General features: G+C 64.2%; 15 protein-coding genes. 6 read left to right on the plus strand and 9 right to left on the minus strand.

Annotated elements, in window-relative coordinates; genetic code table 11:
• Window positions 1–906 carry an L-threonate dehydrogenase gene (gene ltnD / locus ABIB57_RS18540; RefSeq protein ID WP_354042673.1) on the minus strand — a complete coding sequence of 302 codons (906 nt, stop codon included), beginning with the start codon at window positions 904–906 and terminating at the stop codon, window positions 1–3.
• Window positions 907–1,050: 144 nt separating this feature from the next.
• Here ltnD and ABIB57_RS18545 point away from each other — a divergent pair, with 144 nt between their 5' ends.
• The 3 genes from ABIB57_RS18545 to otnC are packed head-to-tail and all read left to right on the plus strand — an operon-like array spanning window position 1,051 to window position 3,999.
• Window positions 1,051–2,073 (plus strand): LacI family DNA-binding transcriptional regulator, encoded by a 1,023-nt coding sequence (locus ABIB57_RS18545; protein WP_354042674.1) that lies wholly within the window; start codon window positions 1,051–1,053, stop codon window positions 2,071–2,073.
• A gap of 17 nt (window positions 2,074–2,090) precedes the next feature.
• Window positions 2,091–3,350 (plus strand): 3-oxo-tetronate kinase, encoded by a 1,260-nt coding sequence (gene otnK, locus ABIB57_RS18550; RefSeq protein ID WP_354042675.1) that lies wholly within the window; start codon window positions 2,091–2,093, stop codon window positions 3,348–3,350.
• Window positions 3,343–3,999, plus strand: a complete 657-nt coding sequence (otnC, locus tag ABIB57_RS18555) for a 3-oxo-tetronate 4-phosphate decarboxylase (protein ID WP_354042676.1) — start codon at window positions 3,343–3,345, stop codon at window positions 3,997–3,999. Before otnK ends, otnC begins: the two co-directional genes overlap by 8 nt.
• A gap of 15 nt (window positions 4,000–4,014) precedes the next feature.
• Here the strand turns inward: otnC and ABIB57_RS18560 are convergent, their stop codons facing one another.
• Both ABIB57_RS18560 and ABIB57_RS18565 read right to left on the minus strand, forming a co-directional pair.
• Window positions 4,015–5,013: an ABC transporter permease gene (locus tag ABIB57_RS18560; RefSeq protein ID WP_354042678.1), complete on the minus strand. Its 999-nt coding sequence runs from the start codon at window positions 5,011–5,013 to the stop codon at window positions 4,015–4,017.
• Window positions 5,014–5,017: 4 nt separating this feature from the next.
• Window positions 5,018–5,800, minus strand: coding sequence for an ATP-binding cassette domain-containing protein (locus ABIB57_RS18565; RefSeq protein ID WP_502914432.1), 783 nt, complete (start codon window positions 5,798–5,800; stop codon window positions 5,018–5,020).
• A 230-nt stretch (window positions 5,801–6,030) separates the two neighbouring features.
• Between ABIB57_RS18565 and ABIB57_RS18570 the strand changes: the two genes are divergently transcribed.
• From ABIB57_RS18570 to ABIB57_RS18580, 3 genes are all read left to right on the plus strand, one after another.
• Complete coding sequence (locus ABIB57_RS18570) at window positions 6,031–7,023, plus strand: sugar-binding protein (RefSeq protein ID WP_354042680.1); 993 nt, start codon at window positions 6,031–6,033, stop codon at window positions 7,021–7,023.
• Between the two features lie 102 nt (window positions 7,024–7,125).
• Complete coding sequence (locus ABIB57_RS18575; protein WP_354042681.1) at window positions 7,126–8,247, plus strand: XdhC family protein; 1,122 nt, start codon at window positions 7,126–7,128, stop codon at window positions 8,245–8,247.
• Window positions 8,247–8,828, plus strand: coding sequence for a nucleotidyltransferase family protein (locus tag ABIB57_RS18580; protein WP_354042682.1), 582 nt, complete (start codon window positions 8,247–8,249; stop codon window positions 8,826–8,828). The genes ABIB57_RS18575 and ABIB57_RS18580 overlap by 1 nt, the downstream gene beginning before the upstream one ends.
• 187 nt (window positions 8,829–9,015) lie before the next feature.
• Here the strand turns inward: ABIB57_RS18580 and soxA are convergent, their stop codons facing one another.
• From soxA to ABIB57_RS18610, 6 genes are read right to left on the minus strand one after another with little or no spacing between them, the layout of a single operon-like run.
• Window positions 9,016–9,804, minus strand: a complete 789-nt coding sequence (gene soxA / locus ABIB57_RS18585; RefSeq protein ID WP_354042684.1) for a sulfur oxidation c-type cytochrome SoxA — start codon at window positions 9,802–9,804, stop codon at window positions 9,016–9,018.
• Window positions 9,801–10,121: a thiosulfate oxidation carrier complex protein SoxZ gene (gene soxZ / locus ABIB57_RS18590; RefSeq protein ID WP_354042685.1), complete on the minus strand. Its 321-nt coding sequence runs from the start codon at window positions 10,119–10,121 to the stop codon at window positions 9,801–9,803. The genes soxA and soxZ overlap by 4 nt, the downstream gene beginning before the upstream one ends.
• Window positions 10,122–10,130: 9 nt before the next feature.
• A complete protein-coding gene (locus ABIB57_RS18595) occupies window positions 10,131–10,607 on the minus strand; it encodes a thiosulfate oxidation carrier protein SoxY (RefSeq protein WP_354042686.1) in 477 nt (158 codons plus the stop codon).
• A 1-nt stretch (window position 10,608) separates the two neighbouring features.
• Window positions 10,609–11,004, minus strand: a complete 396-nt coding sequence (soxX, locus tag ABIB57_RS18600) for a sulfur oxidation c-type cytochrome SoxX (RefSeq protein WP_354042687.1) — start codon at window positions 11,002–11,004, stop codon at window positions 10,609–10,611.
• 17 nt (window positions 11,005–11,021) lie between these two features.
• Window positions 11,022–12,296, minus strand: a complete 1,275-nt coding sequence (locus tag ABIB57_RS18605) for an FAD-dependent oxidoreductase (RefSeq protein ID WP_354042688.1) — start codon at window positions 12,294–12,296, stop codon at window positions 11,022–11,024.
• Window positions 12,293–12,607, minus strand: coding sequence for a c-type cytochrome (locus ABIB57_RS18610; RefSeq protein ID WP_354042689.1), 315 nt, complete (start codon window positions 12,605–12,607; stop codon window positions 12,293–12,295). Before ABIB57_RS18610 ends, ABIB57_RS18605 begins: the two co-directional genes overlap by 4 nt.
• Between the last annotated feature and the right edge of the window lie 227 nt (window positions 12,608–12,834).

Below are 12,834 nucleotides of genomic sequence, written 5' to 3' on the forward strand. Positions count from 1 at the left end.
TTAGTTGGTTTTGGCGGCGGGCAGGTCAATGCCCGTGATCTGAGCGATGAGGCGGGCCGGGGAGGCGTCGTCGTCGCGCCCCATGCCGGCAGCGGCGGTGGCCAGGAACAGTTGCAGGGCCGAGGCAGCGATTGGGAGCGGGAAGGTTTCGGCGCGGCCGATATCGCTGACGATACCCAGATCCTTGGTGAAGATGTTGACGGCGCTTTTGGGCGCGTAGTCGCCGTCGAGAATGTGCGGGACGCGGTTTTCGAACATCCAGGAATTGCCGGCCGAGGCGGTGATGACCTCATAGACCTTGGCGATATCCAGCCCCAGCTTGCTGGCAAAGGTGATGGCCTCGCAGGCGGCGGCGATATGCACGCCGGCAAGGAGCTGGTTGACGATCTTGAAGGAGGCGCCGATGCCGGCTTCGTCGCCGAGTTCGTAGACTTTGCCAGCCATGACATCGAGCGCCGGACGGGCTGCGGCGAAAGCCTGCGGTGTGCCGGAGGCCATGAAGGTGAGTTCGCCACTATTGGCGCGGGCGGCGCCGCCGCTCATCGGGGCGTCGAGATAGAGCAGGCCATGCTCGCCGCAGCGGGCGCCAAAAGCCTTGGCGGCGGCGGGCGCCATGGTGGCGCAGGAGATGATGACGCTGCCGGGGGGCATGGCGGCGGCGAGGCCGGTTTCGCCGAACAGCACTGTTTCGGTTTGCGCGGCGTTGACGACGACCACCACGGCGACGGTAGCGTCGTGGGCGGCCTCTGCGGGATCGGCTGCGGCGCGCCCGCCTTCGGTCGACAGGGCCGCCATGGCTTGTGTCGAGGGATCGTAGCCGCTGACCGTGTGGCCGGCACGGAGCAGGGATTTGGCCATGCCGAGGCCCATCGAGCCCAGGCCGATTACGGCTATAGTGGCGGTCATGCCGGTGTCCTTTGTGGCGATCGTGGGCGGATAAGCGGTTGCGGGCGATCGGTTTGGCGCTTATGTTAGCGCTGTCATTCGGTGGCGATGATGACCACGACGCGTGCGCCAAGTCAACAATTTTGCCGAGGACAGACGCAAGCCATGGGTGCCAAACGGCTGGCAGGACGACAACGCGGGGTGACGCTGGCCGATGTGGCTCTGCTGGCGCAGGTCAGCGAAATCACCGTGTCGCGCATCCTGCGCAATCATGGCCCGATTGGCGCGGACACGCGCGAGCGGGTGATGGCGGCGGTGCGCCAGACGGGCTACGTGCCCAATCGGCTGGCTGGCGGGCTGGCCTCATCGGGCTCCAAGCTGGTGGGAGTCATCGTACCGTCGTTGACCAATATCGTGTTTCCCGAAGTGCTGGGCGGTATCCGTTCGGCGCTGGAGGGTACCGGGTTTCAGGCGGTGATCGCGGTCAGCGATTATGATCTGGCGACTGAGCAGGCGCTGATCGCGTCGTTACTGGCGTGGAAGCCTGAGGCGATGGTGATCGCGGGGCTGGACCATACCGAGATGGCGCGCGCCATGCTGGTGGGCAGCGGGGTGCGCATTGCCGAGGTGATGGAAATTGACAGCCAGCCGATCGATCTGGCGGTGGGGCTGTCGCATCGGCAGGCGGGGTTTGATACGGGGCAGTATCTGCTCGGGCGCGGTTATCGGCGGTTTGGTTATGTGGGGCATGATTGGACGAGCGATCATCGTGCCAAGCTGCGGTATGACGGGCTGGTGGCGGCGCTGGCGGAGGCCAAGGTGGCGCTGGTGGAAACCTGCCGGTTCGAGGGGCCGAGTTCCGTCGGCGCGGGGCGCGATATGCTGGCGCAGATTTTGGCGCGGCGGCATGACCTCGACGTGGTGGTGTTTTCCAATGACGACATGGCGACCGGCGGGGTGTTCCATTGCCTGGGCGCCGGGATCAGGCCGAAGCAGGATTTGGCGCTGTTCGGGTTCAATGGGCTGGATGTGGGGCAGGCGTTGCCGACGCCACTGTCCACCGTGCGGTCCAATCGGTTTTTGATCGGCAAGACGGCGATCGAAAAACTGCTGGGGCAGCGCGAGCGGCCGGAAGGGCGCGAGATTATCGACACCGGCTATGACATCATAACAGGCGCGACCGCCTGATTTTTAGGATTTTAAGCATGCTGCTTGGAGCTATCGCCGACGACCTGACCGGGGCGACCGACCTGGCGCTGATGCTGGCGCGCAACGGCATGAAGACGGTGCAATATATCGGCGTGCCGCCAGAGGGCGCGGATTTCGGGGATGCGGAGGCGGTGGTGGTGGCGCTGAAATCGCGCACCATCCCGGCTTCGGAGGCGGTGGCATTGTCGCTGGCATCGGCCAAGGCGCTGCTGGCGGGTGGGGCCGAGCAGATCATTTTCAAGTATTGCTCGACCTTCGATTCCACAGACGCGGGCAATATCGGGCCGGTGGCGGAGGCGCTGCTGGACCTGCTCGATGCCCCGATTGCGGTGGCGTGTTCGGCGTTTCCAGCGGCGGGGCGCTCGATCTATATGGGGCATCTGTTTGTGGGGCAGGTTCTGCTGTCGGAGTCGCCGATGAAGGACCATCCGCTGACGCCGATGCACGATGCCAATCTAGTGCGGGTGTTGCAGCGGCAGGCGCGGGGCAAGGTTGGGCTGGTCCCGTTGGCGGTGATCGAGCAGGGCGCGGGCGCCGTGCGTGCCGCGCTGGAGGCGGCGCAGAAATCGGGGCATCGGTTGATGATTGCCGATGCGGTGCGCGATGCGGATTTGCGCGTGCTGGGGGCGGCGCTGGCCGGGGCGCGGCTGATTACTGGCGGCTCGGGTATTGGCATGGGCCTGCCGGATAATTTCCGCGCGCAAGGCCGGATTGGGACGACGACGCTGCCGGTGCGAATGCTGGCGCCGCAGGGACGCGCGGTTGTCCTGGCCGGCTCGTGTTCGGCGGCGACGCGGGGGCAGGTAGCCAATGCCATCGCGGCGGGAAGCCCGGCGTTTCGGGTCGTGCCGCTTGAGGTTGCATCGGGCGCGCAGACGGCAGCCTCGATTGTGGATTGGGTGATCGCGCAGGCTGAAGACCGGCCGCCGCTGGTGTATTCCAGCGATGATCCTGAGGCGGTTAAGGCTGTGCAGGCGCAGTTGGGGCGTGACCAGGCGGGGGCGTTGGTGGAGCATCTGCTGGCCGAGGTCAGCGTGATTTTGCGCGATCATGGATTTACCCGGTTCATCGTTGCGGGCGGCGAAACCTCCGGGGCGGTGGTGGAGTCGCTGGGGGCGCGGGCGTTGCAGATCGGGCCGGAAATTGCGCCCGGGGTGCCGTGGACGCGGACGCCCGAACTGGCGCTGGCGCTCAAATCGGGTAATTTTGGTGCTGCGGATTTCTTCGTGACCGCATGGGATATGCTCGATGACTGACTCGATCCGCCATGCGGAGAATCTGGTGCGCGATGAGATTGCCAAGGTCGGCAAGTCGCTGTTCGATCGCGGGCTGACCTTTGGTTCGACCGGCAATATCAGCGTGCGGCTGGCCGATGGCGGCTGGTTGATGACGCCGACCAATGTTTCGATGGGCGAGCTCGATCCGGCGCAGTTGTCGCGGTTTGATGCGGAGGGGCGGCATATCGGGGGTGGGCAGCCGACCAAGGAGGCGGTGCTGCATCTGGCGATGTATGGCGAGCGGGCGGATGCGGGCGCGGTGGTGCATCTGCACTCGACGCATTCGGTGGCGGTCAGCGTGATCGAGGGGCTCGATCCAGATGACCTGCTGCCGCCGTTGACGGCCTATTATCTGATGCGGGTCGGGCGGTTGCCGTTGGTGCCGTATTTGCCGCCGGGCGATCCGAGCCTGGCGCGGGCGGTGGCCAAGCTGGCGGGGGCGCATCATGCGGTGTTGCTGGCCAATCACGGGCCGGTGGTGGCCGGAACAACACTGGCCAATGCGCAATATGCCACCGAGGAGCTGGAGGAAACGGCAAAACTGTTCCTGATGCTGCGCGGCATGCCGATCCGGCCGCTGACGCCGGAGCAGGCGGACGAACTGCGGCAACGCTACAATCTCAAATAGGCCGACTCCCGCGGCCTATTCCGAGGAGCGCAACTGCCGGACCCGCTCGAACGCTACGGCGATGATGATGCAGCCGCCGATGAAGGCGCCTTGCCAGAAGGCGTTTATGCCCAATAGGCCAAGGCTGTTGCGGATGACTTCGATCAGGGCGGCGCCCACGAGGGCGCCGATGGCAGTGCCGACGCCGCCGACGAGGCTGGCGCCGCCGATGACGGCGGCGGCGATAACCTGAAGTTCCATGCCGGTGCCGATATTGGTGGTGACGGCGCCGAGCCAGCCGGTTTCGATAATGCCCGCAATGCCGGCCGACAGGGCCGAGATCATGTAGACCGCCACCTTGATCAGCCGCACCGGCACGCCGGTCAGCGTGGCGGCGCTTTCATTGCCGCCGATGGCGTAGAGATGGCGGCCGAACTTGGTCCAGCGCAGGATGAAGCCCACAATGGCAGCCAGCGCCAGCATGTAGAGCACCGGATTGGCGATGCCGAGAAACCAGGCGCCGCCGCCCAGATCGAGCAGGCGCGCGTGATCGGGGCCGAATTCGAACACCACCGTATTGTTGGAGGCCACCATGGCAAGGCTGCGCGCAATCGACAGCATGCCCAGCGTGACCACGAAGGGCGGAAAGCCCAGATAGGCAATTAGCACGCCGTTGAAGGCGCCCACCGCCAGCGAGGTGACGATGGCTACGGCGATGCCGATTTCGAGGCTGTAGCCGGCATGCATGGTGATGGCCAGCATCATACTGGACAGACACAGCACCGAGCCCACTGACAGGTCGATGCCGCCGATGATGATCACCATGGTCATGCCCAGCGCGATGATCGCGGTGAAAGTGACGTTGCGGGTGATGTTGAAGATGTTCTTGGAGGTGGCGAACGAGTCCGTGGCAAAGGACAGAAAGATACAGGCCGCGATGATGGCGACGAAGACCCAGAAGGCCTGGCTGCGCAGCAGGGTAGCGTACCAGGTGTGCTGCTTTTGCGCGATTGTCTGATCGAGTGTGATTGTCATGTGCCTAGACCCGTTCGATTGCGCCAGTGATGAGGCCGGTGACCTCTTCGGGTGAGCTCTCAGCGATCCTCCGATCGGCCACCATGCGCCCGCGCCGCAGCACGATGACCCGATCGGCCACGTCGAACACGTCGGGCATGCGGTGGCTGATGAGCACCACGGTGACGCCCTGGTCGCGCAGGCGGCGGATCAGGTTGAGCACTTCGGCCACCTGTCGCACCGAGATGGCCGCGGTGGGCTCGTCCATCAGCACCACCTTGGCCTCCGACAGGCGGGTGCGGGCGATGGCGACAGCCTGGCGCTGGCCGCCCGACATGTTGCGGATCAGGTCGCGCGGGCGGGTTTCCGATTTCAGCTCGGCGAAAATTTCGGCGGAGCGCTTGTACATGCGCGAATAGTCGAGGACGCGCAGCGGGCCGAACCAGCGATGCACTTCGCGGCCCAGGAACACATTGGCGGCGGCCGTCAGGTTGTTGCACAGCGCCAGGTCCTGATGGACGATTTCGATGCCGTGGCGGCGCGCATCGACCGGGCGGTGCATGTTGAGCGGCTGGCCATCCATGCGCATGGTGCCTTCGCTCGGCGAAAAGTTGCCGGCGATCATTTTGACCAGCGTCGACTTGCCGGCGCCGTTATCGCCCATCAGGCCGATCACTTCGCCGGCCTCAAGCGAGAACGACACGTCATTGACCGCCTGGATGGCGCCGAAGTGCTTGGAGACGTTTGCCAGTTCCAGTATCGCCACTCTGAATTCCTCTGCGCGCACGCTACCGGTGCCGCTCAAGATGGCGGGTTTGGCAGGCGACTAAGCTGTCCGGCTTCTCCTCCCGGGACGAAGACGTTACCCAGCTTATGCAAATGAGCTGGCGGGCGTCAACTTAACGCATGAGAAATAAAGTCATTGTTCCGTTGACGGCGATAGCAGGGCGATATTAGCTGTGCGCCGGAGACCGAGGAGGCCGCGGACACGAATATTTTCGTCCCGCGGACGGTTTCTGCCAATCATCGGGAGGAAACATGAAAAAGATCGTTCTATTTATGGCTGTGGCCGCGCTCGCGCTGAGCGGCAGCCAGGCCTTCGCGGCCAAGAAGCAATTGGTCATCGTGGTCAAGGGCCTCGACAATCCATTTTTCGAAGCCATCCACCAGGGTTGCCTGAAATGGAATTCCGAGAACGCCGATAGCGAATACGAGTGCTTCTACACCGGCCCCGCATCGACATCGGATGAAGCCGGCGAAGCCCAGATCCTGCAGGACGTGTTGAGCAAGCCCGACACCGCCGCCGTGGCGATCTCGCCCTCGAACGCACCGCTGATCGCCCAGACGCTGCGCAGCGCCGCGCCGACCATTCCGGTGATGACGCTCGACGCCGACCTGATCAAGGCCGACGCCAGCCTGCGCAAGACTTACCTCGGCACCGACAACTACCTGATGGGCCAGAAGATCGGCGAATACATCAAGGCTGCCAAGCCCAAGGGCGGCACCATTTGCACCATCGAAGGCAATGCCGCTGCCGACAATATCCTGCAGCGCGCCCAGGGCATGCGCGACGCCATCTCCGGCCAGAAGGGCCTTGCGGCTCTTGCGGGCGAAGGCGGCTGGACCGAAGTTGCCGGTTGCCCGGTTTTCACCAATGACGATGGCGCCAAGGGCGTTCAGGCGATGAGCGATATCCTGGCCGCCAATCCCGAGCTCGACGCGTTCGGCATCATGGGCGGCTGGCCGCTGTTTGGTGCTCCGCAGCCGTACCGCGACCTGTTCAAGCCCCTGGCTGACCGGATCGCCAGCAACGACTTCGCCATCGGCGCTGCCGATACGATCGGCGACGAAGTTGCCATCGCCAAGGAAGGTCTCGTGACGGCCCTGGTCGGCCAGCGTCCGTTCGAAATGGGCTACAAGGCTCCCTCGGTGATGATCGATCTGATCGAAGGCAAGCCGGTTGAGGATCCGGTGTTCACCGGCCTTGATGAATGCACCAAGGACACTGTCGACACCTGCATTCAGAAGTAGGGCATTCGGCCTGGCCTCTGTCGATTTTTGTCAGGGCGCGCCAAACAGGCGCGCCCTGATTTCGTTTGCCGGCGGCTTCATCCCCCTGATGGAAACCGAATATTGATCATTGGCAAATGGCAGGTCGGTGATCTTTCCAACCGTGGCGCCTCGGCTTACCAATGGGGGATGTCCGAAATCCTGACCCAGCGCGAAACTGCTCCGGCAGGCCGTCAAGGTGGCGCCAGCCTCGAGGCTTTGCGGCGGGAGGCCGAAATCGGCGTGCCCTATGACGTGGGGCTAGACCCGGACGATCCGGCTTCGGTGTTTCAACTGCTTGAGACGGGGCGGGCGCAGGGTCTTGCGGGCGCGCTGCTGACGATTGTGGAAATATCAGGCGGAGCGCCGCGGGCGCTTGGCGCACAGATGGCAGTGTTGGCCGATGGCCGCTATTGCGGCTATGTGTCGGGTGGGTGCGTCGAGGCGGCAGTGGCGGGCGAGGCGATCCGCGCCATTGGCGCCGACAAGGACGAGGTGCTGCGCTTCGGCACGGGCTCGCCGTTTCTTGATATCAGGCTGCCGTGTGGGGGCAGTATCGACGTGCACGTGCATGTGCGGCCTAAGGCTGAGCTGGTTGATCGGGCGCTGTCGTTGCTGGCTGCGCGCACGGCGTTCTCGGTGGCGTTTAATCCGACGGCCGGTACGGCGCACTATCTCGCGGGGTCCGGCAATCGTGATCGCAGCGAGTGGCAGGGCTTTGATTTCGTACGGCATTATCATCCGCTGACCAAGCTGATCCTGATCGGGGAAGGGCCGGAGCTTGTCGCCGTGGCGCGACTGGGTCGTGCGGCGGGACTGCCGGTATGCGCCTATATGACGGCCGATGCGGGCTCGGCCGCGGCGGGGCAGGTGGGGGCGGAGGTGACGGTGCTCAATGGCGCCACCATGCCGGCGCTGCCGGTCGATCCCTATACGGCGGTGATTTTCCTGCTGCATGACCGCTTCAAGGAAAGCCGCCTGATGGAGACGGCGCTGAGCTACGACCCGTTCTATATTGGCGCGCTGGGCAGTCGGCGCACCCATGCGGCGCGGGTGACGCGGCTGCATTCTGCCGGCGTGGCCGATGAGCGGATCGAACGCCTGCATGGGCCGATCGGGTTTTTCGGGCCGACGCGCACGTCGTCGTCGCTGGCGCTGTCGGTGCTGGCGGAAATCACCGATGCGCGCATGCGGCTGGACGGCTAGTGGTCGAGCTGGGCGGCACGGCGTTGCTGGTGCTGGCTGCAGGGCTGTCGCAGCGGTTCGGCGAGGGCAACAAGCTGATGGCGGTTTTGCAGGGCAAGCCGTTGGCGGTGCATATTGCCGATACGGTGGCTGAGGCGGGTTTTGCCCATAAGCTGGTGGTGTGCCGGCAGGGCGATGCGGCCTTGCAGGCCGAGTTCGCCGGCCGGGGCTTTGAAGTCGTGGTCAATCCCGATAGCGGGAGGGGACAGGCGTCATCGCTGGGGCTCGGGGTGGCGGCGCTGGTGCAGCGGCACCCGCAGGCTATTCTCGTGTGTTTGGCAGATATGCCGTTCGTGACCATGGCGCATGTGCTGGCGGTTGTCGGTGCGCTGGGCGGTTCGGTGAGCGTGGCCGCCTCGCGTTTGCCGAGTGGGCAGGCCAGTCCGCCGGCGGCGTTTACGCCGGCTCATTTCGAGGCTCTGACGCGGCTTGAGGGCGATAAGGGCGCGCGGTCGCTGCTGGCGGGGGCGTACCTGGTTGAGGCCCCGGAGGGCATGTTGGCCGACCTTGATACGCCTGCGGATTTTGCGGGGCTGGCGTAGGACCGGAAGACTGCCGCATACCCGGTCGAGTCCCCTCCCCCTTGAGGGGAGGGTTAGGGTGGGGGTGGCTTCAACGAGAGTGGCGCTTGGCGGCAGGGGGCTCCACTCCGCCCGACAAACCCCCACCCCTAACCCCTCCCCTCAAGGGGGAGGGGGATCAGATCGAGGATGTGGGCGCGCTTTGGTCCTACCTTCTCACCGCCGGCGTTTCGATATTCAGCCCTTGTCCCCGCCAGCGTTCGAACAGTTCCAGGTCCACATATTCCTGCGATCCGGCCGGGTATGGCTCCGCTCGCACCGCCTCATTGCACCAGGCGAACATGCGGTTAGTGGAGCCCATGGTTTGCCAGAGCGCGCGGTAGATGGGGAAGCCGTTGAGCTGGCCCTGGCTGATGGATTCGCCGCGCAGGTGGTCGCCGGCGTGTTGCTCGTGGCAATTGGAGCAGGACAGGTTGAGCTGTCCTCGGCGCTGGTAGAAGAAGGCCTTGCCGCGTTCGAAGCTTTCGGCGGCGGGGCCGACGATCGCCACTGACTGTGGCAGGCCCTTGGACTGGGTCGAGACGAAGGCGGTGATCGAGAGCAGGGGTTCGGATTCGTAGGGAAAATCCGGCTCCCCCTGGCGCTCGCGGCGGCATTGGTTGATTTGCTGTTCGAGGTTGATGACATGGCCGGCCTCGACCGAATAGGCCGGGTAGCGGGTGGCGACGCCGCGCATGGCGGTGACCGCATCGCCATGGCAACTGGCGCAGGATTTGCCGGAGGCGACCTTGGTGTCGTCCCAGATGGTCTGGCCTTCCTCGACCCAGAGCAGGCCGGGATTGGCGAAATCGTCGTCCTGCAATTGCTGCACTTCGGGGGTCATGAAGTCATAGCCCGAAATGGGTTTTTGCGCCGGCACCTGGTCGGCCGCGAACACCGCAGCGAAGGTCGCCACGATGCCGGCACAGGCCAAAATGGCGACGAGGGCGCGGTTCATGTCACGTCGAGCTGCTCGGTGGCGGTGGTTATGGTGCCGTCCTGATCGACCCAGCGGAAATCGACCGGGCCGGATTTGGTCGCCTTGAGGAAGAACGAGAAATAGGGGTTGGCTGAGAGGCCCGGTTCCAGCTTGACGCTGAACACTTCGCCGCCGTCATAGGTGCAGCTGAAATCGGTGATGATCTCCACCGGAATGGGGGTGCCCTGGCTATCGAGGCGAAAGCCGTTTTCCATCGGGTGCTGGATGATGGCGCGGATTTCCACGGCATCGCCGGCCTTGGCGGTTTTGGGGACGCGGATGCGGGTATTGGGCATTGGTGTCTCCTAATACCGCAATTGCAGGGTGTCGCAGGCGCCAACGGTGACCAGCACGCGCACCTGCGCCTGCCAGATCGAGCCGTCGCTAAGCTCGGCCATGGCGATGACGTCCTGAGTGCCGCTGAGGCGCATATTGGTGCTGAATTCGGCGGTGGCGGCCCTGGGGCCGAAGGTCATGATGGCGATCAGCGGGCGCGGATTGCGATTGGCGAAGACGACGACGCGCTTGACGCGCTCGGTGTCGCTCATCGGGCTGTCGACGGTCACGGTCAAGGGCACGGTATTGCCGGTTTCGGCGAGCGGGGGCAGCTTGAGCGTGATCTTGCCATCCTGGCGCGGGGTGGTGCCGAAGGTGTCGGTGATGGCTTGGGCGACGCTGACGTCATCGGCGCGCACCGGCATGGCCAACAGCATGACGCCGGCGCCGAGCCCGGCGAGAACGCCGCGGCGGCTCCAGGCAGCGCTATCGTTTTGGTCGGTCATCTCAATTGCCTTTCAGGGTCAGCAGGAAGGCGATCAAGTCCTCCACCTGCTGCGCCGTCAGAATGGTCTTGCTGGCGTATTTTGTCTGCACCCGGGTCAGCCCCTCGGTGGTGAAATAGGCAGGCATCAATGTGTCGGGGTCGAGGGTCTTCGGGTCGACGATGCGTTGGCGCAGTTCGGCGGCGGTAAGCCTGGAGCCGACGCCATCCAGCGGCGGTCCGATATCGCCGTTAGCCCCATCGGGGATTTCGGGGACCGGAATGTGGTGGCAGATCGAGCAATTGCCGAGGTCCGAATTGACCGCCACGGCCTTGCCGCGCGTGGCGTCGCCGGGCACATCGGTCAGCGGCTGAATGATGCCGGTCTGTGCCAATGCCAAGCCGGGTGCCAGCAGCATGGCGGCCAGAACGGCGGCTAACCGAACATTTCGGCGGTGATATTCTCGTACCATGAATGGGCGTATTTGGCCTCGGTTTGATGGACTTCGTCGGACGCACCGACGGGGGTGAACCGATTGTCATCGAACACCAGGTTAATGGTGTCGCCGGCCACTTCGAAGACGTCGACCACCTCGAAGGCATAGTCGGCCTTGGCGAAGCTGTAGCAGACGTTGATCAACTTGGCGGGCGTGAACTCGGTTCCGGCGATGTCGGCCAGGATGGCGGCGCCGCAGGCCTTGGCCTGGTTGTTGGCGCTGAACCCCGATTTCGGCATGGCGCCCGCAATGGTGGCGTCGCCCAGCACATAAATGCCCTTGTGCACGGTGGATTCGAAGGTGGCGGGATTGATCGAACAAAAGCCCTGGCCGGCGTCCAGCCCGGCATCGATGGCGATCTTGCCGGCGCGCTGGGCGGGGATGATGTTGGCGACGGCCGGCTGGTAGTCGTCGAAGCTGGTGGAGACGGTCATGGTGGCGGTATCCACCGACATGACGATGCCGGACTGCGAGCCGGGGATCCATTCCACCATGCCCGGATAGAGGTTTTTCCATGCTTCCTCGAACAGGGGCTGCTTGGCGAAGCTCTCATTGGCGTCGAGGATCATGATCTTCGACTTGGGCTTGGCCTGGGTCAGGTAATTGGCGATCAGGGTGGCGCGTTCATAGGGGCCGGGAGGGCAGCGGAACGGCACGGCGGGCACACCGATGACCACGAGGCCGCCATCATCCATGGCTTCGAGCTGGTTGCGCAGCAGCGTGGTTTGTGGGCCGGCTTGCCAGGCATGCGGCATGATATCGGCGGCTTCGGCGCTATAGCCCTCGATGCTATCCCAGACGAACTGGATGCCGGGGGACACCACCAGATAATCGTAGTCCAGCACGGTGCCACCGGCCAGCGCGACGGTTTTCCTGTCGGCGTCGATGGTGGTGGCGGTATCGTGCACCACGGTGACGCCGGCGGCGGCGATGCCGTCATAGGTGAAGGTGACGTCGGCGATGGACCATAGCCCGCCGATGACGCCATTGCTGAATGGGCAGGTGGTGAACTGCTTGTCGCGCTCGACCAGGGTCACCGACAGGTCGGGAGCGTTGCGGCGCAGATAGCGGGCGATCGAGGCACCGCCGAAGCCGCCGCCGATGACCACCACCTTGGCGGCGGTGGCGGCGCGGGCGGGGACCGACATCAGCATTGGGGCGGCCAGACCGGCGGCGGCTGCGGCGACGAAATCGCGGCGCGATAATTTGATCATGGTGTGGGGCTCATGGCGCTGAAATAGGCGGCCAAGGCGGCGATCTCGTCGTCCGTATAGCCGCGGGCAATGCGGTTCATGATGGTGGCTTCATTGGGGGCATCGCGGAAGGTTTTGAGCAAGGCCACGAGGTCCGCCTCCGGCCGTCCGGCCAGACTTGGCACTGCGCCGATGCTGCGACCCTGCAGGCCATGACAACTGGTGCATGCCTGCGCCAATTGTCCGCCAGGGGAGGTTTCCTGCGCGCTGGCGGGGAGCGCAGCTAACGATGGAGGCGCCATAAAAATCAGAGCTATCAAGGCTATGCGCATACCGATGCCACTCCCGAGGCAGCGAAACCCTAGCCCAAATGCGATTGGGGACGCCAGGGCTTAGACTGTTGCTCAAAAGTCGATATATTCTGATGAACATATCGAAAGTATTCAATGAATAACGCAGTTTACTCCCCAAGTCATCATCTGCAAAGAGCGCCATTTCCACTGACGCTTATTGGCAAATCAAAGGTCGCTAATCTGGATCGGTTCTAAGAATGGTTCTA

Origin of the sequence: Devosia sp. UYZn731, from assembly GCF_040546795.1 — a bacterium.
Lineage (GTDB): Bacteria > Pseudomonadota > Alphaproteobacteria > Rhizobiales > Devosiaceae > Devosia.

What these genes read in the sequence shown, in the direction of transcription:
- ltnD (WP_354042673.1), bottom strand. Translation starts at nt 906, where the DNA reads ATGACCGCCACTATAGCCGTAATCGGCCTGGGCTCGATGGGCCTCGGC.
- ABIB57_RS18545 (WP_354042674.1), top strand. Translation starts at nt 1,051, where the DNA reads ATGGGTGCCAAACGGCTGGCAGGACGACAACGCGGGGTGACGCTGGCC.
- otnK (WP_354042675.1), top strand. Translation starts at nt 2,091, where the DNA reads ATGCTGCTTGGAGCTATCGCCGACGACCTGACCGGGGCGACCGACCTG.
- otnC (WP_354042676.1), top strand. Translation starts at nt 3,343, where the DNA reads ATGACTGACTCGATCCGCCATGCGGAGAATCTGGTGCGCGATGAGATT.
- ABIB57_RS18560 (WP_354042678.1), bottom strand. Translation starts at nt 5,013, where the DNA reads ATGACAATCACACTCGATCAGACAATCGCGCAAAAGCAGCACACCTGG.
- ABIB57_RS18570 (WP_354042680.1), top strand. Translation starts at nt 6,031, where the DNA reads ATGAAAAAGATCGTTCTATTTATGGCTGTGGCCGCGCTCGCGCTGAGC.
- soxA (WP_354042684.1), bottom strand. Translation starts at nt 9,804, where the DNA reads ATGAACCGCGCCCTCGTCGCCATTTTGGCCTGTGCCGGCATCGTGGCG.
- soxZ (WP_354042685.1), bottom strand. Translation starts at nt 10,121, where the DNA reads ATGCCCAATACCCGCATCCGCGTCCCCAAAACCGCCAAGGCCGGCGAT.
- ABIB57_RS18595 (WP_354042686.1), bottom strand. Translation starts at nt 10,607, where the DNA reads ATGACCGACCAAAACGATAGCGCTGCCTGGAGCCGCCGCGGCGTTCTC.
- soxX (WP_354042687.1), bottom strand. Translation starts at nt 11,004, where the DNA reads ATGCTGCTGGCACCCGGCTTGGCATTGGCACAGACCGGCATCATTCAG.
- ABIB57_RS18605 (WP_354042688.1), bottom strand. Translation starts at nt 12,296, where the DNA reads ATGATCAAATTATCGCGCCGCGATTTCGTCGCCGCAGCCGCCGCCGGT.
- ABIB57_RS18610 (WP_354042689.1), bottom strand. Translation starts at nt 12,607, where the DNA reads ATGCGCATAGCCTTGATAGCTCTGATTTTTATGGCGCCTCCATCGTTA.